Genomic DNA, 22965 nt, shown 5'->3' on the forward strand with positions numbered 1-22965 from the left:
CACCCTTCGACCGCGGGCGCAGTACATCTTCGAATATATTTGACCAACCATGTAATCCCGGAGGTGTGCGGCCGTGAACCTCGAGTTGGGGGAATTCTCGCGCGCAATCGACTTGGCCGGCGTATTCGTCAATGCCGTGCTAGGTGGCGTCGTTGCCCGCGAATTCCGTATGGACCCTGTGGGATTCGTTGCGCTGGCAATCCTGTCGGGACTCGGCGGCGGCCTGATCCGCGACACACTGCTGCAGCACGGGCCGCCGGTGGCGTTGACTGACTCGCTCTACGTGGTGGTCGCCGTGGCCGCAGCGGCGGTCGGGTTCTTGATACCGCTACGCGCCCGGCTCTGGTCCCTGACCTACCCGATCGTCGATGCGCTGGCATTGGGCACCTGGGCGGTGGTCGGCGCGGAGAAGACCTTGGCATCCGGATTGTCTTGGCTCCCGGCGATTTTGCTCGGCACGATCAGCGCCGTTGGCGGCGGAGCGCTGCGTGACCTGGCGGTGAACCGCACCCCGGCGATCTTCGGCGGCAATACTCTTTACGCGACACCCGCGGTCGCGGCCAGCAGCACCGTGGTGCTGCTCTCCCGCTATGACTTGGCCCCGCAGGGCGAACTGGCGGGAATTGCCGTCGGCGCATGTCTGTGCCTGCTGGCCAGATGGCGCGGCTGGCGGCTTGGCGAGAGCCTGACCGCGGACTACTACCTGGTGCGGCGAAAGCGGGCGTGGCGCATCCGGATCGGCACGCGAGTACGCCGCCGCGAGGAACCGTGACGCAATTGGGCCGCCCGGTGGGAGCGGACAGCGAGCAGACTCGCCGAAGGATCATCACCGCCGCGATGCGCTGCGTGGCCGAAGTCGGCTACTCGCAGGCCACCATCCGCCAGATCGCTCGGGCCGCCGACATGACCAGCGCCAGCCTGTACCACTACTTTCCGAACAAATCCGAACTCCTCAATGCGACCGGCGAGGAGATCGAGGAGATCGTCGCGCCACGACTGCGCGCGGCCGCGGCGCAGCACGACGATGTCAACGACCGGGTCGACGCGGTGCTTGATGAGTCGACCCGACTAGTCCGCGACCATCCGTATCTGACCGGCTTCTTGCGGGCGCTGCGCGCGGCGAGCACGGCGAAGTCCCCCGGATCCAAGGCGTTGCACGACGTCGTCTTTGAGATCGTCGAGGATGCCCGGCAACGCGGGACGCTGTCCGCCGAAACCGACAGCCGGTCGACGGTCGAAGCGATCTGCGCGCTGACCCGGGGGCTGTCCGAGCAGGCGGACAGTTTGGCACCGGCGACCTACCAAGCTGCGCTGAGTTCAGCCAAAAGCCTCATCCGCGGAACGCTGTTCACGCAGCGCGTCGCCGAGGGTCCATAACGCCACCCCGATCAACACCAGGTCCTTGAGCAGGAACTGGCCCGGCATCCCCGACAGCACGGGCAGTCCGGCGGCGTGGGTCGAGACCACGCCGGGCGTGGTGAACAAAAAGCTCAACGTCCCCAAAAACAGCACGACCGCTAACGCACTTCCGATCGCCGACACGCGGGGCCAGACCGGGTACAACGCAATGAGAAGTGCCGCAACGATTTCCATCGTCCCTAGTCCGCGGGCAACGGTCGTGACGCTGAATACGTCGTAGACCCAGCTCATCAGCGGGTTGTGCTCGATCAGCACCCGGGATTCCATTTTGACGTACTTGCCGAACCCGATCCAACCCAAGACGACGACCAGACCGTAACGACTGATCAACTGTCCCGATCGGATCAGTGACCCCGACAGGGAATGTGTTGGCGTGGTGTTGCCGCTAGCGGTCATCGACGAAGTCCTTCGGTGGGCGGGGCTGTTATTCCGAAGGAACCACGATTCCGGTCGCGATCGCGTTCACTAAGTCGCGGCGTAGCGATCGCGGAGTCTGGCCAGCGTCGCCTCAATGCCCTTTGCATTGGCTTTCGCGAAACCCATCCGCTCGTAGTACTTCAGTTTCTTCTTCAATGCGCCCGCGTCGCGGTAGTCGAAAGTCTCGGTGACCCTGGTCAGGTCGGGCGAGAGCGACTCGAACTTCCAGCGCCAGCGGTGGCCCAGCGGATGGCGCCATTCGATCAATTCGTGCGGCTTCAACTCAGTCACCGTGCTGGTGAGGCGGTACGGCAGGCCCAGCATTTTCATGCTCGTCGAAAACTTCGAACCCACAACCAATGCCTCGGGACATTTGATGTTGCCCTGGACGGTGCCCGATCCATCCAGTTCATGGTGGCGCCGGGGATCGGCGGCCAGCTCGTAGAGCTCCGCGGCCGGTGCGGCCACGTCAACCGACCGGCTCACCTGATGTGGCCCCGCTTCGACAACGACGACGGTCATGATGTCTCCTTTCGGCCTTGCCGGAAGGAGACCCGCCTACTCCTGCGGCTCCGGGATATTCGGATCCCACACGGGTGAGGGCACGAAGCGGGCGGGCCAAAAACCGGATTTGGTCAGCCGCGCGACCTCTTCACGCAGCACGATCCCGATTTTCGTCGCGAACTCGCGCGGCAGTTCCAGGGCCGCGGTCGCACCCACCCCGAGCTGATGGTTGATTTCGGGTTCACAGATGGACGTGTAGCGCAACCGCCCGGCCTCGACGTCGGCGCCACATGCCGCCAGTGGCAGCACCGCGTATCCAAGTCCCGCGGTGACCAGATGCTTGCAGACCTCTAGCGAATCCGTCGAAAAGCGAGCCGTGATAGCGACTTTCAGGCGCAGCGCGGTGTTCTGCAGAGTATTACGAATCCCGGTCTGCGCGCTGGGCATGACGAGCGGCAAGGCGGCCAAGTCGGTGAAGCGAATGGGGCTCGCGGGAGCGAGATCCGATGCGGGCCCGCCGACCAGAACAAGGTCCTCGACGACCAGGTGGCGGTAGAAGAGCCGGTCGTCGGAGACCGGGTTGATCACCGCGAGGTCGATCGCACCCTTGAGCATGCGCTGCACCAGATCGTCGGTTTCGGCGACGGCGAGGTGAAAGTGCACGTTGGGGAATGCCGCGCCGAGGCTGGCCAACAGCGGCGTGGCCAGCACATCGGCGGCGGTGGGCACCATGCCGAACAGCAGTCCGCGCTCGATGCGCGCCAGCGGCGATCCCGCGTACCGGACCGCGAGCTCCAGCTGGCGCAGCGGCGCGGCCGTCGACGAGCGCAGCCGTTCGCCCTCTTCGGTGAGATGCACGCCGCGGTGGGTCCGCTGAAACAGCGTGATGCCCAGGTCTTCCTCGAGCAGCCGGATCTGACGGCTCAGCGCGGGCTGGGCGATGCCCAGCACGGTGGCCGCCCGCGAGATCGAGCCTTCCTCGGCGATCTGCAGGAAGTACTTGAGCCGGTGGGTATCCATCGCTTCCAGATCTACCAGCCATACAAAACCGGCATGACTGGTTTCCCGAATTGGTATTACCTGGCCGCCCCGATCCGGCCATATGGTCGGCGATGTGGGCATGGTGCCCCCGGTGCGATGCCGTGTGGGTCTGGCTGGCGAATCGAGGCGAGCGGCGGAAAGGAACGGCGATGACGGTGCGCGAGGATCAGGACTGGGTGCAATTGCTGGGATTGGACCGGCTGCCCGAGCACATTATCGGCAAGCGGGTGACCGAGCTGATGGACCTGTCCGGCAAGAAGGCATTCGTGACCGGCGCCGGCGGCGACGGCCTGGGCCAAGCGATCGCGAACCGGCTGGCCGGTTGCGGCGCCGACGTGGCGCTGATCGGCCGCACCTTCGAGAAGGTGGAGCGCCGCGCCCAAGAAGTCGAGCACCGCTGGGGTGTGCGGGCGATCCCCGTCAGAGCCGACATGTCCGATTGGGACGAGGTGCACGGCGCGGTAACCCAGGCTCGCGACGAACTCGGCGGCCTCGACATCATGGTGAACAATCCCGTGATGGTTGCCGCCGGTCCCTTTGAGACCCAGACCAAAGAGGAAATCGACTACACCGTCCTAGGCAGCCTCACAATGATGATGTACGGCGCGCACGCCGCGCTGCAGTACCTGCTGCCGCAGGGCTCGGGAAAGATCATCAACATCGGATCGGTCGGCGGCCGCATTCAGCAACGCGGCTTGGTCGTCTACAACTCGTGTAAGGCCGGCGTCATCGGGTTCACCCGCAACCTCGCCCACGAGGTCGCACTGCGCGGCGTCAATGTCTTGGGTGTGGCCCCGGGCATCATGATCAAACCCGAGATGCGCCAATACTTGCTCGACCCGCAGGATGACGAACAACGCGCCGGGCGCGGCGCCATCCACGAGGCGATCACCAACCAGGTCCAGCTGGGGCGGGCCTCGCTGCCCGAGGAGGCCGCCAACATGGTCGCGTTCCTGGCCTCGGAGGCCGCCGACTACCTCTGCGGCCAGACGATCGATGTTGCCGGTGGCCAGTGGATGGGCTGAGATGCTAACTAGCCCTGCGGTTTTGGACGAGGCAAGTGCGCAGACCGGGCTGGCCGACTTCGGCGAGGACTCCTACGCCGAAGGCCTCGACATCCTGCTCGCCGCGCTGCGCGACGAGGCACGGCTGAACGAGCGCGGTGCGGCGTTCCTGCATCAGCGCATCGTGGGCTACCTGTCGCAGCGCCTGCAGGTCGAGGATTGGTATCGCCGGCATCCGGAGATCGACGACGTGCCGATCACCGCGCCGCTGATCGGCTTGGGCTTACCGCGAACGGGGTCCACCGCGCTGTCGATGCTGCTGGCGCAGGATCCCGACGTGCGCTATCTGCGGCGATGGGAATCGTCGCAGCCATGTCCGCCGCCGTCGACGGTGCAGGGTGCGGATCCCCGGGTCCCGTCCGATCACGGTGAAATGGTCGGCACCCGCCGCCACGTCCCCGGCGACACTCATGGGCCGATGGAATGCCATGAACTGATGGCATTGGATTTCAAGTCACACATCTTCCAGTCCTTCGCCGAAATACCTTCGTATTCAGCGTGGTTGGTCCAGCATGCCGACCTCACTCGCACTTTGCGGTATCAGCGCAGAGTGATGAAGCTGCTGGCGTGGGGTGAGCCACATCGTCCGTGGCGGCTGAAATGCCCGTCGCACGTGTTGTGGCTCGACGCCCTGGATGCGGTGTTCCCGGACGCGCGGTTCGTGATGACGCATCGTGATCCGACCGATGTCATCTTGTCCGTCGCCGATCTGTATGCGGACATCATCGGGACATTCAGCTCCGAGATCGACCGCCGGTACATCGGGAGTCTCAATGTCGAGCATTGGTCGCTGGGCATGCAGCGGGCGCTGCAGTTCCGCGCCGACGGGGCCGAGGATCGGTTCTACGACATCGACTTTCGCGCGATGCAGGACGATCCGATCGGCGAGGTCACCGGTCTGTACGCGTGGCTGGGCGCCCCGGTGGGCACGCAGTTCGAAACGCAGATGCGGAGCTGGTGGGAGCACGCCGCGGCCGAGCGTGAGCCGAGCTCGCATGCCGATCCGGCGGAGTTCGGCATCGACTTCGACGAGGTGCGTCCCCGGTTCGCCCGCTACGTGGACAGCGCGCGCCGCTGGACCGCGCACTGAAATGCCTACGAACAAAGGAAATTCGATGGCTGTTGATCTGACCGGGGGTATCGATCCGGCGCGCGAGTACATGCTGGCGCAACGACCACAGGACCCCGAGATGCGCGACTCGGTGAGCTTCTGGGTTGTGGACGACCGCGGCGAGATCGGCCTGCCGCGCATCGGAATCGAAGCGGTCGGCGCGAATTGGGATTGGCACGACATTCAGGTCAACGTCGCGTTCCCAGACGGCCGGGTCTACCGGCTGCGCAGCAACGGGCCATCGCTGCCGGCCGCGGGTCCCGACGGGCTGGCCAGCGTGCTGGGCGCCGGCGGCCTGGTGTTCCGCTGCATCGAGCCCTTCCACACCTGGACGATGTCGTACGACGGACCGGCGGTGCAGACGTCTTCGTCCGACTTGGTCGGCGGCAAGAAGGGCGGCCCGTCGGTCGACATCAGCTTCCACGTCGAAGCGAAGATGGCCGCACCTCCCTGGGTACAAGGAGCGCTACAGGCCGACGCCGACGCTCAGCTGCGCACCTCCAATGTCGGTGACATGATGGGCGGCCCGCGCTACGAGCAATTGTTCACCGCCACAGCCGAATTCCACGTCACCGGCGAGAACCAGCAAACGTTCACTGGCAGCGGGCTGCGTATCCGTCGCACCGGGGTGCGCAAGCTGGCCGGATTCTGGGGCCACTGCTGGCAGTCGGCGGTGTTCGGCAGTGGGCGGGCGTTCGGCTATATCGCCTACCCGCCCCGACCCGACGGCGAACCGACTTTCAATGAGGGGTTTGTGTTCACCGGCGACGGCGCACTGATCGCAGCGCGGGTGGTGCAGGCCCCGTGGCTGACCCGGCTGCAACCGCCGGGCGAGGATGTCTCGCTGGTTCTCGAGACCAGGGACAGCCGGGTCGGCATCGTCGAGATCGCCGGGCAGACGGTGTTTTCCACGCACGACATCCATCACGACGACGACATGTACTCCATGCGCGCGATGAAGCAGGAGATGCCGAGCTTCCCGGCACTGCAGCAGGCCGGCGTGCGCTACAGGTGGGACGGCGAACAGACCTACGGCATGCTCGAACGCTCCAACCCGCTCGACAAGCTCGCCCGTGATTAGGAAGGACGAAGTGAATCAACCACTTTCGGGACGGGCGGCGCTGATCACCGGTGCCGCACGCGGCCAGGGCCGAGCCCACGCGGTGCGGCTTGCCGCCGAGGGCGCCGACATCGTCGCGGTGGATATCGCGGGCCCGTTGCCGTCCAGCGTTCCCTACGATTCGCCGACACCCGACGACCTGGCGGAGACGGCGCGGCTGGTCAGCGCCAGCGGGCGAAAGGTCGTCGCCGCGGCGGTCGACATCCGCGACATCGACGCACTCAAAGGGGCGGTCGACACCGCAGTCGGCGAGCTGGGCCGCCTGGACATCATCGTCGCCAATGCCGGAATCTGCTGCCCCGCCCCCTGGGATCAGATCACCCCGCAGGCATTCCGAGACACCATCGACACCAACGTGATCGGCACCTGGAACACCGTGATGGCCGGCGCACATCACATCGTCGACGGCGGCCGCGGCGGCTCGATCATCCTGGTCGGATCCGCGGCCGGCATCAAGATGCAGTCGTTCATGATCCATTACACGGCCAGCAAGCACGCCATCGTCGGCATGGCCCGCGCCTTCGCCGCCGAACTCGGCCGGTACAACGTCCGGGTCAACAGCCTCAACCCTGGGGCGGTGGCCACCCCGATGGGCACCGGCCGGATGCGGGAAGCGTTAGAAGCGGCCGCCGACGACTACCCCCACCTGCGCGGCATGCATAAACCCCTGCTACCCGAGGGCATCGCGCAGCCCGAAGACATCTCCGACGCCGTCGCGTGGCTGGCCTCCGATCAATCCAAATTCGTTACCGCAAGCCAGTTTTCGGTCGACCTCGGCGTTGGATACATCTGATGCGCGGGCTGAGAGACAAGACGTTCCTGGTGGCCGGCGGCGCCACCGGGATCGGCGCGGCCACCGCCAAACGCCTGGCCGCCGAAGGCGCCCGGGTGGCGATCGGCGACATCAACATCGACGGCGCGACCGCAACCGCCGAGCAAATCACCGATTCCGGCGGCAGCGCCATCGCGATCGAATTCGACCTTGCCGATGCAAAGTCCGTGCAGCATCTCGTCGATCGGACCATCGGCGAGTTTGGTGGCATTCACGGGCTGCACAACGTCGGTGCCGATCTCTCGGAGGACAACCTCGGCCGCGACACCACGATCCTGGATACCGGAATGGACGTCTGGCAGCGCACCCTCGACGTCAACCTGTTGGGCTACGTCCGAACGATCCAAGCGGTGCTCCCCGGCTTGCTGGAGGGTGGTGGCGGCAGCATCGTGAACACCTCCTCGGGTGCCGCGCTGGGCAGCGACCCGCAACACGTCGCCTACGGCGCCTCCAAAGCCGCCGTCAACCACCTCACCCGTCATGTCGCGGTCAACTGGGGCAAGCACAACATCAGGAGCAACGGCGTCATGCCCGGTCTGGTGATGGGTGAGACCCAGGAACGGCAGAACGACCAGCAGTTGCAGCAGGCCTTCCTGATGTTCGGCAAGACCAGCCGGCTGGGCAAACCCGACGACCTCGCAGCGATCACCACGTTCCTGCTCTCCGAGGAGGCCGAGTGGATCACCGGCCAGGTGTGGTACATCGGCGGCGGTTCGCATCTCCGGCAATGATGTGCAACTAGCCGTGGACTGGATATTTCCCAGGTAACGTCACCCGCCATGGGCGTCCTGGCGTTCGTCTGGCAACGCGTGTTGGCGTTCGACCGGATCGGATCGCGCATCCCCCAGCTCGTCCAGATATGGCTGACCGAGCTTTTCTTCGTGATGCCGTTGACGTTCTTCATCGGCAAAGTCATCGATATTCGTGGGGCGTTCGGTGTACCCGGCACCGGCGAACGGCTCGACGGGGTGTTCTGGGGAGCGCTGGTCGTCTCGTTGGTCTTCGGCTTCTTCTTCGTGCGCTCTCTGGTCAGGCCCCAGGTGGTGGAGGGTTCGTGGACTCCAGTGGTGCACGCCGACATTGGGCCGGTGACCGTCTACGGCGGCAACCGTGCGTGGAGCGTGACGTACCCGTATCTGACCAGCCATCCCTCGTACGCGCTGCTGCTGCTGATCACTGCGCCGATCCCGGCGGTGATGTTTGCCGCGACCACCAATCAGGGCGACAGCACCTTCTATTGGCGAGTATCGGGCATCGTCGGCCTGATCATCCTGGCCTGCATGGCGCTGGCCCGCGTCTTGGCTTGGTATGTCTTTCGCCTCGGGCGCCGGCAGCTGGATGCGCGACTGGAGGGATTGCCGATCTCGCAGCGACGGCTGGGCTGGGAGATCGCGTGGAAACCGGTGCTCGTCCTGCTGGTGCTGATGTACGCGATCGTCTGCATCCCATTGGGCGCAATGTGGTTTAAGGAACAACGCACGATCGCCGCGCTGCCCGTCGTCACCGTCGCCGACACCGACCACCCGGGCCACTACCGGCGGGTGATAGGCACCGTCGCATCCGAGGCCGTCTACTGGGCGCCGCGTGGCACCGGCCGCGGCGGCAACAACTACGCGGGAGCCGGGGTGCTGGTCCTGCTGCCCTCCGGTGGCGACGCGTTGCTACTCGCCGAATCGCTGTCGGTGCCCGATTTCAAGGGCATGATGGCCCGCGTCCACGATGGCCGGCTCACGGCCACCGGCAAAGTGATCGACTCCATCACCGCCGACCAGCGGAAGTACTACGGCCTCGATCCGAGCGCCTTTCCCGAGGCGCCGTCGCAGGGCCGGGTGATGCTGTTGTTGTCGCAGCCGTGACGATCGGGTGCCCGGCCACGGCATCACGCAGCCGACCAGGCAGAATCCGAGCGATACCCGGCGATGACACGGCCTTGACGGCAATACCCCCTAGGGGTGTATAAGTGAATCAAGGCTTGTGTACCCCTGGGGGGGTATCGGGAAGGAGCGTCATGACCACGAGTGCGGTCAACAACCTGGAGCTGGACATCGCCGGGATGACGTGTGCATCCTGTGCGGCCCGGCTGGAAAAGGCGCTGAACAAACTCGACGGTGTGACGGCGACCGTGAATTACGCCTTGGAGCGAGCTTCGGTCACCGTCCCGTCGGGATTCGACCCGCAGGCGCTGGTCGCCGAGGTCGAAAAGGCCGGCTATACCGCCGTGCTGCCGCAACCTGCGCAGGGACCCGCCGCGGCGGACGACGTCGAACTCGCCTCGCTGCGCAGTCGCCTGATTACCGCGATCGTGCTCGCCAGTCCGGTAATCGCGATGGCGATGATCCCCGCGCTGCAGTTCCGCAACTGGCAGTGGGCATCACTGGCCCTGGCCGCACCGGTGGTCGTGTGGGCGGGCCAGCCGTTCCATGCCGCCGCATGGGCCAACCTCAAGCACGGCGCCGCGACGATGGACACGCTCGTGTCGATCGGGACCCTGTCGGCATTCCTGTGGTCGCTGTACGCCCTGTTCTTCGGGACGGCCGGCCACCCACACCTGCACCACGGCTTCACGCTGACCGTCGCGCCCAGCGACGGCGCCGGCAACATCTACCTCGAAGTGGCCGCCGGCGTGACCCTGTTCGTCTTGGCCGGCCGCTACTTCGAGACGCGCGCCAAGCGACGTGCCGGCGCCGCGCTGCGCGCCCTGCTGGAGCTGGGCGCCAAAGACGTCGCGGTGCTGCGCGAAGGCACCGAGACCCGCATCCCGATCGAGCGGCTCAGAGTCGGCGACGAGTTCGTCGTACGCCCCGGCGAGAAGATCGCGGCCGACGGGATCGTCATCTCTGGCTCGTCGGCCGTGGACGCCTCGATGCTGACCGGCGAGTCCGTCCCGATCGAGGTCGGCGAGGGCGAGAACGTCACCGGTGCCACGGTCAACGCCGGCGGTCGTCTCGTGGTGCGTGCCACCCGGGTCGGCGGCGACACTGCGCTGGCGCAGATGGCCAAGCTGGTGGCGGCGGCCCAATCGGGCAAGGCAAACGTGCAGCGACTCGCGGACCGCGTCTCCGGAGTCTTCGTTCCGGTCGTGATCGTCATCGCCGTAGCCACTCTGGTGGCATGGCTGGCCGCCGGCTTCCCGGTCGCTGCGGCGTTCACGGCCGCGGTCGCGGTGCTGATCATCGCCTGCCCGTGCGCACTCGGGCTGGCCACTCCGACCGCATTGTTGGTCGGCACGGGCCGGGCGGCCCAGCTCGGTGTGCTGATCAAAGGGCCCGAGGTGCTGGAGTCCACCCGCAAGGTCGACACGATCGTGCTCGACAAGACCGGCACCGTAACCACCGGCAAGATGGCACTCGCCGACGTCATCACTGCGCCCCATGCGGACCGCGCAACGCTGCTGCGCTACGCCGGGGCGCTGGAGGGTGCCTCCGAACACCCCGTCGCCCAGGCGATCGCCAAGGCCGCCAGCACGGAACTCGGCGCCTTGCCCGCGCCCGAGGACTTCAGGGGAGTGGAAGGCAAAGGCGTGCAGGGCGTTGTCGACGGCCATGCCGTTGTCGTCGGCCGCGAGAGCCTGCTGGCCGATTGGTCCCAGTACCTGGACCCCGCGCTTTCTGCGGCCAAACTCCGCGCCGAAAGCGAAGGCAAAACGGCCGTCGCCGTGGGCTGGGACGGCAGCGCCCGCGGCATCCTGGTGGTCGCCGACACCGTGAAGCCCACCAGCGCCGAGGCCATCGGGCAGCTCAAGCGGCTTGGGCTGACACCGGTCCTGCTGACGGGCGATAACGAGACCGTGGCGGACCGCATCGCCGGCGAGCTGAGAATCGCGCACGTCATCGCCGAGGTCATGCCCGCCGACAAGGTCGCGGTCGTGCAGCGCCTGCAGTCCGACGGCAAGGTCGTCGCGATGGTCGGCGACGGGGTTAACGATGCCGCCGCTCTGGCCACCGCCGATCTGGGCCTCGCGATGGGCACCGGCACGGACGTGGCGATCGAAGCCGCCGACCTGACGCTGGTCCGCGGCGACCTGCGCGCCGCCGTCGACGCGATCCGGCTCTCCCGCGCAACGCTGGCCACGATCAAGATGAACCTTTTCTGGGCCTTCGGCTACAACGTGGCCGCAATCCCGCTCGCCGCGCTGGGCCTGCTCAACCCGATGCTCGCGGGCGCCGCAATGGCCTTTTCCAGCGTCTTTGTCGTAGGCAACAGCCTGCGACTGCGCTCCTTCACGAGCACGACCGGTTCGGGCGGTATGGGATAGTTGGTCTGGCCCACCGGGTTCCATAGCGCTTAAGGTCTTAACGTTTGCCCCAATTCCTCGGACAACTGTCCCTGCTGCATGGCTGGTTGCCACTCGCGACGCAGGCACTAGCACTGCTCGTCGCGCTGATCGTGATCGACTGGCGCAGGCCGAGCTGGTTCAAGCGCGCGCTGCCGGTAGCGCTGGTCGCCGCGGCCGCACTGGCGACGCTGGCGTATTGGTACATTGCCTCGCTCGGAGTTGCCGGGGACCCGGCGCCGACGTCGTTGTGGCTGTGGATCGCGATGAGCGGATTGACCGCCGCGGTGCTGGTGCTGGGTTGGAGAGGCGCCCGCTGGTGGCGTCGCGTGCTGGCGCTTGTTTCGGTCCCGCTGTGTGCGCTGTGCGCGAGCATGTCGCTGAACCTGTGGGTCGGCTATTTCCCTACCGTGCTCGCCGCATGGAATCAGCTGACCTCCGCGCCGCTGCCCGATCAGATCGACCGCCTGCAGGTCACCGCAATGCAGATCGCCGGGACCAAGCCGGACAAAGGTGTCGTCGTGCCGGTGAACATCGACTCCGGCGCATCCCACTTTCCGCACCGCCAGGAACTCGTCTACCTGCCCCCCGCGTGGTTCAATACCAACCCGCCGCCCCGGCTGCCGACGGTCATGATGATCGGCTCGGCGTTCAACCTCCCATCGGATTGGCTAGGACCCGGCGGCGCCTTCACCGCCATCGACGGCTTCGCCGCCCGCCATCACGGTTTCGCCCCGGTCTTCGTGTTCGTCGATCCGACCGGCGCGTTCGACAACGACACGGAGTGCGTCAACGGGAGCCGCGGCAACGCCGCCGATCACCTGACCAAAGACGTGGTGCCGTTCATGGTCTCGAACTTCGGGGTCAGCGCCGACCGCGCGAATTGGGGTGTCGCCGGGTGGTCGATGGGCGGCACCTGCGCCGTCACCCTGAGCGTCATGCATCCGGAGCTGTTCAGTGCGTTCGTGGACATCGCCGGCGATTTCCGGCCCAACATCGGCGGCAAGGATCAGACGATCGCCCAGTTGTTCGGCGGCAATACCGCGGCGTGGGCGGAGTTCGACCCGCTTACCGTGATAACTCGGCACGGCCGTTACACCGGCTTGTCGGGATGGTTCGACGTCCCCGGGCCGCCCGGTGCACACAACGTCGCACAAGCGGCCAATCCCACCCTCGACAGCACCACCGCGGCCAACCCGGAGGGACAGGACGCCGCCGCCAACGCCCTGTGTGCCATCGCCGGCGCGAACGGGATCGGCTGCACGGTGGTGACCCAGCCCGGCAAACACGACTGGCCGTTCGGCGCCCAGGCGTTCGACGCAGCATTACCGTGGCTCGCTTCGACGCTGGGCACCCCAGAAGTCGAGCGGGTGCAGTTACCGAAGCGGGACAGCGGGGAACCGCACTGATCCGATAGCGCGTCGTGACCGCGTCGTGACCTGCGCAGCTCCAAGCCCGTTTTCGTCGAGAATTCACAGCTGACCCTCCTGTAACGAAACCGACATATTGGGGTTGGCAGTGGTACGGTTCGCTGCTGTGGATGCGAAGTTTGGCGAGGTAGGCAACCCGTACGCGGGCCCGCCTGCCGGCCACCACACCGCAAACGAGGCCGTGCCGTGGAGGAGATGAAGCGCCGGCGATTCCTCGGCTCGCTTGCCGCGGCCACTGTTGCCGCCGTGGGCGCAGCACGGCTGATCGTCGACCCGCAACCGCGAACATTTGCCCAGGCGCCCCTGGATTCGCCCGCGACGCCGGGCCCGGCCGCGCCTTCGCCGGCCGGTTTGTTGCCGCCCCCACCGCTGAGCGCTCGCATCCCGCTACCGGGTGGTGGGGCACTGATGAAGATCCCCGGCGATGGTGACCTGCTCGCATTGACCCTCGACGACGGGGTCAACAGCGACGTGGTGCGCGCCTACACACAGCTCGCCAAGGACACCGGCGCGCGGATGACATTCTTCGTCAACGGCATCTACAACTCGTGGACCGAGAATCTGGACTTGCTGCGGCCGCTGGTGGAGTCCGGGCAGATCCAGCTTGGCAACCACACCTGGTCGCACCCGGATTTGACGTCGGTGCCGCAGGGCAAGGTCGAAGAAGAGCTCAAGCGCAACGACGACTTCCTGAAGAAGACCTACGGCGTCGGCGCGAAGCCCTACTACCGCCCGCCCTATGGCAAGCACAACGGCGCCGTCGACGCAGTGGCCGACGAGCTCGGCTACACCGTCCCGACCCTGTGGTCGGGTTCGTTGTCGGACTCGACGCTGATCACCGAGGAATACATCCTCAAGATGATCGACGAGTACTTCACGCCACAAAACATCGTGATCGGGCACCTCAATCACCTGCCCGTCACGCACGTCTATCCGCAACTCATCGACACTATCCGCGAGCGCAATCTTCGCACCGTCACGCTCAACGATGTGTTCCTGAGAGCGCCTTAGCGACAACCTCATTGGCCGCGACCACACCGGACCCGCAGCGGCTTGGCGGCCTCGGTTGGGCACGTCACACCGGTGGCCGGCTCTCGCGCGCACAGCGGCGCCGTCTCGTACTCGCGACAGCGGTCGGGCAATGGACGAACGCCGTGGGACGGATCAAGCTCGCACTGGGCCGGATTCCGGCCGACGCCGCAAAGGTGGATCTGAGCACCCTGCGGGTACCTGATTCGAAGTTCGCGCGGGAGGCCGAAGAGGCGTGCGCGGAATTGCCGCCAACCCTGCTGGGCCACTCCTACCGCACCTGGCTGTTCGGACATGCGCTCGCGGCGGTCGACGGGTGCGAGCTGGACGGCGAGCTGTTCTATTGTGGGGCGCTGCTGCACGACTACGGCATCATCAAGCCCACGGCCAATCGGGATTTCACGCTTGGCAGTGCCGAGCGGGTGTTCGCCTGCGCGCAGGCCGCGGCTGCCGATGACCAGCGTGCGAATCTGCTCGCAGACGGCATCTGTGTGCACACGACACCCGGGATCACCGTCGAGTCCGACGGCGCGATGGGCTGCTATTTACAGTGGGGCGCAATGGTCGACGCTGCCGGACTACGCATCTGGGACGTCGCTCCCGGAAACGTCGCCGAGGCCGTGCGCCGTTACCCGCGAGGCGATTTCAAACGCGAACTGGTCAGCATGATTCGCGCGGAGGCGGCAGCGGTACCGGGGGGACGCATGAGCCTGCTCGTGCGCTGCGGAATGCCGTTGGCCGTGCGATTGGGCCCATTCGACGCCTGACGCCAACGCTGCTTGTCCACATCTATTGAACGTCAACGTGATTACTCACTCCTGTCCGCTAGGTGGCTAATCGAGCCAGGCGGTCGTCGAGGGTTGCGTGGAAATGTCCGATTGCGCTCTCATGGCGCCCGAACTCCACGAATTCGTTTGCGCCGGAATTCAACCCGCGTTGCACACCCATCGACATCTCGTTGTCTTCCACCAGACCCCGTTCGATGACGCTACCCACACCTACCAGCTTGTCCTGCGGGCGCAGCGAGGCACGCGCGGCGATGTCGGGCCGGGCCATCGAGTAGGTGGTGACTGTGCTGTGGCCGACGTCCACCGGGTCGATCACGACCACGGCTATCACGTCCGGAAAGGTAGCCAGCATGACATTGGGGAACAGCTGGTACAGATAGGTGACCCGGGCATCTGTCGTCCAGGTGCTCTCCGCGCGGCCGCGAAGCCGCTCGATGTTTTGGTATGGAAACGTGATTCGGCTGTTCGGACCGAACTTCTCAACCACATTGAGATCGTCGTACTGCACCGGGAAAAAAGTGTCCTTGTGCGTCGAACGGATGTGATAGCCCTCCAGGAACTGCTCTGCCAGCACCTTCCAGTTCATCGCCCGCAGTATCGATTCCACCAGCAGGAGTTGCTCGGCTGGCACCAGTTTGTCGCGCCACGGACTCCCCTCGGTCAGCCACGCCATCGCCTCGTCAGCGCACTCTTGCCGCTGCGCATCTCCGGAGTCGAGCGGACCGATGACGATGAGGCCGTCGGACTCATGGCTGGCGACCTCGACCAGTCCGCGGTTGGACATGTCCAGATCAGTGAATGCGTTGGCGTGCGGCACGTGCGACAGCGAGCCATCCAATCGATACGTCCAGCCGTGATAGCGACACACCAGCGCGCGGGTGCAGCCGGCCCCTTCGACAAGGGCAAACCCGCGATGCCGGCATGCATTGCGGAACACCCGGGCGCGTTGATCGCGCTCCCGGACCGCGAATAAGGGCACCCCGAAGACCGTTCGTTCGACGTAGTCGCCCGGGTGCGGGATCGTCACGGAGGGCACCAACACACTCGGCATCGCGCGCAGCATCCGGAGTTCGGCCGTGAATCTCCTTGGAATCAGGTAGTTTTCGACGGGCTCACGCCAACTCGCGCCCTCGTCGGTGGTGCCGGCATCGATATGTGCCAGGATGCGGCGGGCGATTTCCACATCATCTGCGACCAGCAACTTGGTGGCGGAGCTCATGCGTGTCAGTATCACACTCTGCATGTCACGCGTCAATGAATTGGTGATAGCGTTGCCCGCGTGCCCGCCGCGTTCCAGTCCCGCATCAGCGATCTGCTCGACAACCGGCCGCTCAGCGCGCGCTCAGTGCTCGCGTCGGCGCTATTGGGGTCCACCCATGCTCGTCTCACGGTCGCGGAGTTGGTTGCCATGGCTGCCCTGTTTGGCATCAGCGCCGGGGCGGCCCGCACCTGCCTGTGGCGGATGGTGTCCAACGGCGAACTTACCGGGGATGACGGCAGTTACGCGCTGGCCGGGCACCTGCTCGAGCGGCGCCAGCGCGTAGACGAAGCGTCCCGCAGCGATGACGCGGCCGCTCCTGGCTGGGACGGCACCTGGGAATTGGCGATCGTCTCGCTGGATCGCCGGTCGGCGGCCGACCGGCTTGAGCTGCGGAAGGCAGCAATAGCACTGCACCTTGCCGAGCTCCGGGACGGCGTTTGGATCCGCCCGGACAACCTTGACCCGCAACGGCTTCCGCCATCGCGCGAGGTGCTGGATCAGCAGTGCACCCACTTTCATGGCGCCGCCACAGACATAACCCCGGACAGGCTTCGGCCGCTGTTTTCTCTTGACGAGTGGACAGACGATGCAAGGGTGCTCATCGAAGCGATGGATGTCGCGCTCAAGACGAGCCAGCGCGATGACTCGACCGAAGGCTTCACCCATGACTTCGCCTTGTCGATCGCCGTTGTCCGACACCTCCAGCTCGACCCGCAACTCCCGGTAGAGCTCACTCCCAAAGGCTGGCCGGGCCGCACACTGCGCAGCACCTACCGCCGTTTCGACGATGTATTCAAACGACGAATGAATATCGCCTTCAGCGGCTCGTGACCGGCAACTCAGGCCGCGCGTCAACGCGCAATCTCTAAAATTTTAGAGATTAGTCTTCCGCTGCCGGTATATCCATTGTTACCTTTTCGTGATGCGCCGATGTGGGGGAATCTTCGCAGTCCTGTTTGTGTTCGGTACGGCGCTGTTCGTCGCCACCATGGTTGCTCGCGGCTTCGCCATCGTGATGACCGACTACGAGGGCTTGGGCACCGCATCGATGCACACCTACGTGGGCCGGGTAGCGGAGGGGCAAGCCGTGCTCGATGCGGCTCGCGCGGCAATGCGCCTGCCCGGAACATCACTGGATCCACAAGGGCCCGTGGCATTTTGGGGCTATTCACAAGGAGGTGGAGCGACAGCGTCGGCAGCCGAGCTCGCCCCGTCGTATGCCCCGGAGCTGCACATCGTGGGAACCTACGCGGGCGCACCTCCGGCCAACCTCAAGGAACTGTTGCCCTACGCGGACGGCAGCGTCTTGGTCGGCGTCGTCGGCTACGCCCTCAACGGTGTGATGGCCGAGTACCCGGAGTTTGCCGACTTCATCCGCTCCAAGATGACACCCCGCGGGCTGGCGATGCTCGAATCAGCGTCGCGTCAGTGCGTAGGACAGACCCTGCTGGATTTCATGTTTCGACATCTGCAGCCCTACTTCACTGAAGACATCTATCAATTGATCAACGAAGAACCGTTCAACACCATGTTCGAAGAACAGAAGCTCGGTCGCTACAAACCCACGACGCCGGTGCTGATCGACAGCAATCGCTACGACTCGCTGGTGCCGTGGACCGCAGCCAATCAGCTTGGTCGCGACTGGTGTGCCCAGGGCGCCGATGTGGAATTCCGGACCAACGAGGAACCACCGTTCCTCAACAAGCTGATCATCAACCACGCCCTGCCGATGCTCGTTGACGGTGAACCGGCCATGCAGTGGATCGCTGCCCGCTTCAACGGCGAGCCAAGCACACCAAACTGTGGTCAGTTCTAACTCGCTCATAAAATTGAAGTCGCCATGCCGACCGGTGCCCGCAGGAAGCACAACGCACCCGAGCGGCGTCGACAGCTCACCGACGCCGCGATCGAACTGCTGGGCAGCGACGGTGTCCACGGCGTGAGCCATCCGAAGGTCGACGAACGCGCCCAGGTGCCCGCGGGCAGCACGTCGTTCTACTTCCGGACCCGCAAAGCGTTGCTGCATGCGGTCGCCACCCGGCTGACCTCCCTCGATGTCGCCGACTTCGCGCTGATGACCGAACTCGCCGGCTCGCAGTCGACGCAGTTCACCGGCACCGCGGGCCTGGCCCGGATTGTCATGTACGTCAACACCGAGCCCTGGTTGACCCGCGCCAGGGCACGCTGCGAGCTCATGTTGCTCGCCAGCCGCGATCCCGAATTGGCCGCGAAGCTCAGCGAATCGTCGGACCGGCTCTATGCGCTGGCCCGCGAGGTTGTCACGCAATGGCATCCGGCGGAAAACCCGCCCGATTCGGCGTTGATCGAAGATCAGGCACTCGCCGCTCTGACATTCATCAACGGGGTGATGATGACGTTCGTCGCCGGCCAACCGGTCGTCGAGAGCGCCGACCACCTCGACCGACTCATCCAGGGCGTCATCACCGGAGTTGCACTGACGAAAAGGGAACTTTCTCGGTGACTGCCCCGGCTGCCACATGGCTCGAAAGTCGCGCTGGCCGCAGTCGTTCTGGTGCAAAGGTATTGGGGCGACGCGGGGTCATGACGAGCCTGACGCGGCTGGTGGCCGTCAGCGTGTCGGGTCGTGCAGCATCCCGTCGATCAGCCGATGCAGAACTTGGCGGGTATCCCGGCGGACGCGTTTCGGATCTTCGGAGGTGGCGATCAGCATTGCCGCCTCATCGAGCGCGCCGATCAGCACATGGGCAAGCGGTCGAGTGGGTTGACGAGCCAACTGACCCGCCTTGATCGCCTCGGTCAGCATTTGCTCGGTCATACCCAGGCTGTACCGCTGGGCGACATCGCGGAATCCCGCCCAGCCCAGCACGCTGGGTGCGTCCAGCAGGATCAGTTGACGGACCTCAGGATCACCGGAAATCTCGAGCCAAGCATCGACGGCGGCGCGAAGGATGTCCGCCGGTGTAGTTCCTCCCGAGGTGGCCACCAGAGTGGCGATCCGGGCCATCAGATCCCGCTCCACCACCTCGACTACCTCGCTGAATAGTGCTGCCTTGTCAGCGAATTGGTGATACATCGCCCCTCGGGTGACACCCGCGGTAGCGGCGATCTCCGGCGTGCCCACCTCCGCGTAGCTCCGTTCGCCCCAGAGCCGGCGGGCAGCCGAGATCAGCGCGTCGCGAGTGGCCGCGGAGCGCTCCTCTTGAGTCCGTCTCTTGCTTTCCATACAACCTGTTGGTAACTTACGAACAGACAGCCTGTTTGTAAATGCACATTCGTGAGTAGGAGTTATCCATGTCGACGATCGACATTAGTGCCGGAACCATTCATTACGAAGCAACCGGACCAGAAAACGGCAGGCCAGTCGTGTTTGTGCACGGATACATGATGGGCAGAGAACTCTGGCGCCAGGTCAGCGAACGGCTTGCTGGTCTGGGCCTGCGGTGCATCGCCCCCACCTTTCCCTTCGGCGCACACGCCCAACCGCTGCGCCCCGGTGCCGATCAGACCATCTACGGTGTGGCGCGCATCGTGGCGGACGTGATTGCCGCGCTGGATCTCGAGGACGTGGTGCTGGTCGGCAACGACACCGGCGGTTTGGTCACCCAACTGGTCGCCGTGCACTATCCCGAACGGCTCGGCGGGCTTGTGTTCACGAGTTGCGATGCGTTCGAACACTTTCCGCCCCCCATCCTTAAGCCGGTCATCCTCGCCGCGAAAACGACGACGACGTTCCGCGCCGTGACCCAGGCGATGCGGTCATCGCTGGTGCGCAAGCGTGCCTTCGATGGACTGGCGCACAGCAACATTGACCACCTGACCAAGCTCTGGGTCCGGCCGGCGCAGAATGACGCGGCGATCGCAGAAGACTTGCGCCAGTTCACCCTGTCGCTGCGCTCGGAAGTCGCCAGCGGCGTCGCGGCCCGGCTGCACGAGATCGACATGCCCACCCTCGTCGCCTGGTCGGCCGACGACGTGTTCTTTCCGCAGGAGGACGGCCGGCGTATGGCCGCGACCATTCCCAACGCACGCCTCGAAGTCATCGATGACGCGCGGACGTACTCGATGGTGGACCAGCCTGACCGGCTCGCCGAACTGATGTCGACGATCGCGGTGCGCGCATAGCAGGCTCCCCTGACAACGCGGTGTAGTGGCCGTATAGCGTTTCGGCCATGTCAGACGTAGCGCCGGCACTCAAAGATCGACGAATCCTGGTGACCGGCGGAGCAACCGGTATCGGTGCCGCCGCGGTCGGAGTGCTCACCGCGGCGGGAGCCGACATCGCCGCGACCTATCACCGGACTCCGCCGCCGGATGGCCTCGCGGCCACCTGGATCCAGTGCGATGTGCGTGACGCCGACGCCGTTTCGGCGATGGTCGGACAATCCGCCGAGCATCTTGGCGGGCTCGATGTCCTGGTGAACGCCGCGGGGCTGTGGCAGGCCGGGATACCAGGGTATATCGGCGCCGACGACATCTCGTTCCTGTTGGACACCAACATCAAGGCGACCATCCTGACCAATCAGGCCGTGTACGCCGTCATGAAGGGTCAAGATCCTAAGGGCGGCAGGATCATCAACTTCGGATCCTCCGAAGCCGTTATGGGAAGCCCGATTTCGGCTGTCTACGCCGCGACCAAAGGAGCGGTGCAGGCCTGGACGCGATCGGCCGCCAAAGCCTGGGCCTCCGACAATGTCACCGTCAACGCCCTGGCACCCGCGGTGCAGACGCCGGGGGCCGACCGGCTGCGGGATTTCCTCGGGCCGGACGCCGCCGCGCTCATCGACCAGTAGATGCAGATGATGATTCCGCTCGGCGGGACACTGGGCGATCCGGTGCGCGATGTCGGCCCGATGTTGGTTTTCCTGGCCGGCCCGGGGTCGGGCTTCATTACCGGGCAGCTGCTGGCCGTGGACGGCGGACTGATGATGGTGGGCGGGTAGCCGGCCCCGGACGTTCTGATGCATGCGCCCTGGGGCGCATGCATCAGCTGAATTGCCGCACCATCCGACCCGCTAGGATAAGACGGAGCGTCTCGTCTCGTAGGGTTGGACACAGTGAAGGTGAATGTCGATGACTGACGACACGATGCAGGCGTTCCTGCGGCGGCGCGTGTCGGATCCGAATATCGCCGTGAAACACCCTGACCTGCAATGGAGTTGGAGCCAGCACCTGGCGCAGGCAACCGCGCGAGCCGCGGCGCTGATCGGCGCTGCCGATCCGCAACGACCGCTGCACGTCGGCGCTCTGCTGGGCAACACCCCCGAGATGCTCAACCAGATGGCGGCGGCCGGCCTGGGCGGCTATGTGCTGTGCGGCCTGAACAACACCCGGCGTGGTGATGCGCTGGCCGCCGACGTCCGGCGAGCCGACTGCCAGTTCGTGGTGACCGATGCCGAACACCGGCCGTTGTTGGACGGGTTGGATGTCGAGGGAACACAGATCTTCGATACCTCGACACCGCAATGGGCCGAATTCATTGGTGCTGCCGGCGAATTGGTTCCGCACCGGGAAGTCAGCGCGACCGACGCGTTCATGATGATCTTCACCTCGGGGACGAGTGGAAATCCCAAGGCCGTTCAGGTCTCGCACCTGATGGCGATGTTCGCCGGCACCAACCTGGTCCAGCGCTTCGTCCTCTCCGAACAGGACACCTGCTACGTGTCCATGCCGCTATTTCATTCCAACGCCGTCGTCGCCGGGTGGGCGCCCGCGGTGGTGTCCGGCGCGGCGATCGTCCCGGCCAAATTCTCGGCGACCAAATTCCTCGATGATGTCCGCCGCTACGGCGCGACCTACATGAACTACGTCGGCAAGCCGCTTGCCTACATCCTGGCCACCCCCGAACGTGGCGACGACGCCGACAACCCGCTGCGGGTGGCATTCGGCAACGAGGCCAACGACAAGGACATCGAAGAGTTCGGGCGCCGTTTCGGCGTCCAGGTCGAGGACGGCTTCGGCTCAACGGAGAACGCGGTTATCGTGATCCGCGAAGAAGGCACCCCGAAGGGTTCGATCGGCAGGGGCATCGACGGGATCGCGATTTACAACAGCGACACCATCACCGAGTGCGCCGAGGCGCGTTTCGACGCCACCGGCGCGCTCGCCAACGCCGACGAGGCCGTGGGCGAGCTGGTCAACACCGCCGGATCCGGCTTCTTCACCGGCTACTACAACGACCCGGCGGCCAACGCCGAACGCATGCGTCACGGCATGTACTGGTCCGGTGACCTCGCCTACCGCGACGCCGACGGATGGATCTACCTCGCGGGCCGCACCGCGGACTGGATGCGGGTGGACGGCGAGAACATGGCCGCCGCACCCATCAAGCGAATCCTGCTGCGCCACAGCGTGATCAATCGGGTCGCGGTGTACGCCGTCCCGGATGGCCAGGTCGGCGACCAGGTAATGGCCGCTGTCGTGCTGAATGAGGGGAAGACCCTCGACCCCGATGAGTTCGAAGCCTTCCTCGCAACGCAGCCCGACCTGTCCCCCAAGGCCCGACCGCGCTATCTACGTATCGCTACCGACCTGCCCAGCACCGCGACACACAAGGTGCTCAAACGTCAGTTGATCGCCCAGGCAACGGCAATCGGCGAGAACGAAACCCTGTGGGTACGCGAACCACGTGGCACCGCCTACCGGAATGCGGCTAGCTCTCCCGACAATCCTGCAGGTCCGCCGTCCCGCTAGCGCG

General features: G+C 65.4%; 21 protein-coding genes and 2 pseudogenes. 18 read left to right on the forward strand and 5 right to left on the reverse strand.

From position 1 onward, the window contains the following. Positions 1-73 precede the first annotated feature (73 nt). Both H7K34_RS23825 and H7K34_RS23830 read left to right on the forward strand, forming a co-directional pair. Complete coding sequence (locus tag H7K34_RS23825; RefSeq protein WP_264064453.1) at positions 74-772, forward strand: trimeric intracellular cation channel family protein; 699 nt, start codon at positions 74-76, stop codon at positions 770-772. Next, positions 769-1377, forward strand: coding sequence for a TetR/AcrR family transcriptional regulator (locus tag H7K34_RS23830; protein WP_264064455.1), 609 nt, complete (start codon positions 769-771; stop codon positions 1375-1377). The genes H7K34_RS23825 and H7K34_RS23830 overlap by 4 nt, the downstream gene beginning before the upstream one ends. Here the strand turns inward: H7K34_RS23830 and H7K34_RS23835 are convergent. The 3 genes from H7K34_RS23835 to H7K34_RS23845 all read right to left on the reverse strand — a co-directional run bounded on the left by H7K34_RS23835 (position 1318) and on the right by H7K34_RS23845 (position 3360). After that, complete coding sequence (locus H7K34_RS23835) at positions 1318-1815, reverse strand: YkgB family protein (protein ID WP_264064456.1); 498 nt, start codon at positions 1813-1815, stop codon at positions 1318-1320. The two genes, H7K34_RS23830 and H7K34_RS23835, sit on opposite strands and share 60 nt — an antisense overlap. A gap of 69 nt (positions 1816-1884) precedes the next feature. Then, on the reverse strand, positions 1885-2358 hold the full coding sequence (locus H7K34_RS23840) for an SRPBCC family protein (protein WP_165839796.1): 474 nt from the start codon (positions 2356-2358) through the stop codon (positions 1885-1887). A gap of 36 nt (positions 2359-2394) precedes the next feature. Then, positions 2395-3360 (reverse strand): LysR family transcriptional regulator, encoded by a 966-nt coding sequence (locus H7K34_RS23845; protein WP_108921900.1) that lies wholly within the window; start codon positions 3358-3360, stop codon positions 2395-2397. Positions 3361-3530: 170 nt separating this feature from the next. Here H7K34_RS23845 and H7K34_RS23850 point away from each other — a divergent pair, with 170 nt between their 5' ends. From H7K34_RS23850 to H7K34_RS23895, 10 genes are all read left to right on the forward strand, one after another. After that, positions 3531-4406: an SDR family NAD(P)-dependent oxidoreductase gene (locus H7K34_RS23850; RefSeq protein WP_264064458.1), complete on the forward strand. Its 876-nt coding sequence runs from the start codon at positions 3531-3533 to the stop codon at positions 4404-4406. A gap of 1 nt (position 4407) precedes the next feature. Beyond that, complete coding sequence (locus tag H7K34_RS23855) at positions 4408-5535, forward strand: sulfotransferase family protein (RefSeq protein WP_264064459.1); 1128 nt, start codon at positions 4408-4410, stop codon at positions 5533-5535. Between the two features lie 25 nt (positions 5536-5560). After that, entirely contained in the window at positions 5561-6637 is a 1077-nt protein-coding gene (locus tag H7K34_RS23860; RefSeq protein ID WP_264064460.1) for a hypothetical protein, read from the forward strand. A gap of 10 nt (positions 6638-6647) precedes the next feature. Beyond that, entirely contained in the window at positions 6648-7469 is an 822-nt protein-coding gene (locus tag H7K34_RS23865; RefSeq protein ID WP_264064461.1) for a mycofactocin-coupled SDR family oxidoreductase, read from the forward strand. Then, on the forward strand, positions 7469-8239 hold the full coding sequence (locus H7K34_RS23870; RefSeq protein WP_264064462.1) for an SDR family NAD(P)-dependent oxidoreductase: 771 nt from the start codon (positions 7469-7471) through the stop codon (positions 8237-8239). The genes H7K34_RS23865 and H7K34_RS23870 overlap by 1 nt, the downstream gene beginning before the upstream one ends. A gap of 48 nt (positions 8240-8287) precedes the next feature. After that, complete coding sequence (locus H7K34_RS23875) at positions 8288-9364, forward strand: hypothetical protein (RefSeq protein ID WP_264064463.1); 1077 nt, start codon at positions 8288-8290, stop codon at positions 9362-9364. Positions 9365-9516: 152 nt separating this feature from the next. Further along, on the forward strand, positions 9517-11763 hold the full coding sequence (locus tag H7K34_RS23880) for a heavy metal translocating P-type ATPase (protein ID WP_264064464.1): 2247 nt from the start codon (positions 9517-9519) through the stop codon (positions 11761-11763). Positions 11764-11807: 44 nt separating this feature from the next. Further along, positions 11808-13190 carry an alpha/beta hydrolase gene (locus H7K34_RS23885; protein WP_264064465.1) on the forward strand — a complete coding sequence of 461 codons (1383 nt, stop codon included), beginning with the start codon at positions 11808-11810 and terminating at the stop codon, positions 13188-13190. Between the two features lie 216 nt (positions 13191-13406). Further along, entirely contained in the window at positions 13407-14222 is an 816-nt protein-coding gene (locus tag H7K34_RS23890; RefSeq protein WP_264064854.1) for a polysaccharide deacetylase family protein, read from the forward strand. A gap of 11 nt (positions 14223-14233) precedes the next feature. Then, on the forward strand, positions 14234-15007 hold the full coding sequence (locus H7K34_RS23895; RefSeq protein WP_264064466.1) for an HD domain-containing protein: 774 nt from the start codon (positions 14234-14236) through the stop codon (positions 15005-15007). Positions 15008-15065: 58 nt separating this feature from the next. Here H7K34_RS23895 and H7K34_RS23900 read toward each other — a convergent pair whose 3' ends face one another. Then, positions 15066-16247 carry an aromatic ring-hydroxylating oxygenase subunit alpha gene (locus tag H7K34_RS23900; protein ID WP_264064467.1) on the reverse strand — a complete coding sequence of 394 codons (1182 nt, stop codon included), beginning with the start codon at positions 16245-16247 and terminating at the stop codon, positions 15066-15068. Positions 16248-16307: 60 nt separating this feature from the next. Here H7K34_RS23900 and H7K34_RS23905 point away from each other — a divergent pair, with 60 nt between their 5' ends. From H7K34_RS23905 to H7K34_RS23915, 3 genes and pseudogenes are all read left to right on the forward strand, one after another. Then, complete coding sequence (locus H7K34_RS23905) at positions 16308-17120, forward strand: PaaX family transcriptional regulator C-terminal domain-containing protein (RefSeq protein WP_108921891.1); 813 nt, start codon at positions 16308-16310, stop codon at positions 17118-17120. A gap of 142 nt (positions 17121-17262) precedes the next feature. Then, positions 17263-18105: pseudogene (locus H7K34_RS23910) on the forward strand (lipase family protein); the annotation flags it as partial. Positions 18106-18129: 24 nt separating this feature from the next. Further along, positions 18130-18771 (forward strand): TetR/AcrR family transcriptional regulator, encoded by a 642-nt coding sequence (locus H7K34_RS23915; protein WP_264064468.1) that lies wholly within the window; start codon positions 18130-18132, stop codon positions 18769-18771. A gap of 108 nt (positions 18772-18879) precedes the next feature. Here H7K34_RS23915 and H7K34_RS23920 read toward each other — a convergent pair whose 3' ends face one another. Beyond that, the gene (locus H7K34_RS23920) at positions 18880-19494 is read right to left on the reverse strand and encodes a TetR/AcrR family transcriptional regulator (protein ID WP_264064469.1); all 615 of its coding nucleotides are present in this window, start codon (positions 19492-19494) and stop codon (positions 18880-18882) included. Positions 19495-19562: 68 nt separating this feature from the next. Here H7K34_RS23920 and H7K34_RS23925 point away from each other — a divergent pair, with 68 nt between their 5' ends. From H7K34_RS23925 to fadD1, 3 genes and pseudogenes are all read left to right on the forward strand, one after another. After that, positions 19563-20393 (forward strand): alpha/beta fold hydrolase, encoded by an 831-nt coding sequence (locus tag H7K34_RS23925; protein ID WP_264064470.1) that lies wholly within the window; start codon positions 19563-19565, stop codon positions 20391-20393. Positions 20394-20440: 47 nt separating this feature from the next. After that, positions 20441-21211: pseudogene (locus H7K34_RS23930) on the forward strand (SDR family NAD(P)-dependent oxidoreductase). 130 nt (positions 21212-21341) lie between these two features. Further along, the gene (gene fadD1, locus H7K34_RS23935) at positions 21342-22961 is read left to right on the forward strand and encodes a fatty-acid--CoA ligase FadD1 (protein ID WP_264064471.1); all 1620 of its coding nucleotides are present in this window, start codon (positions 21342-21344) and stop codon (positions 22959-22961) included. Positions 22962-22965: the final 4 nt, after the last annotated feature.

It is taken from the genome of Mycobacterium montefiorense (genome assembly GCF_025823255.1).
Classification (GTDB): Bacteria; Actinomycetota; Actinomycetes; order Mycobacteriales; family Mycobacteriaceae; genus Mycobacterium; species Mycobacterium montefiorense.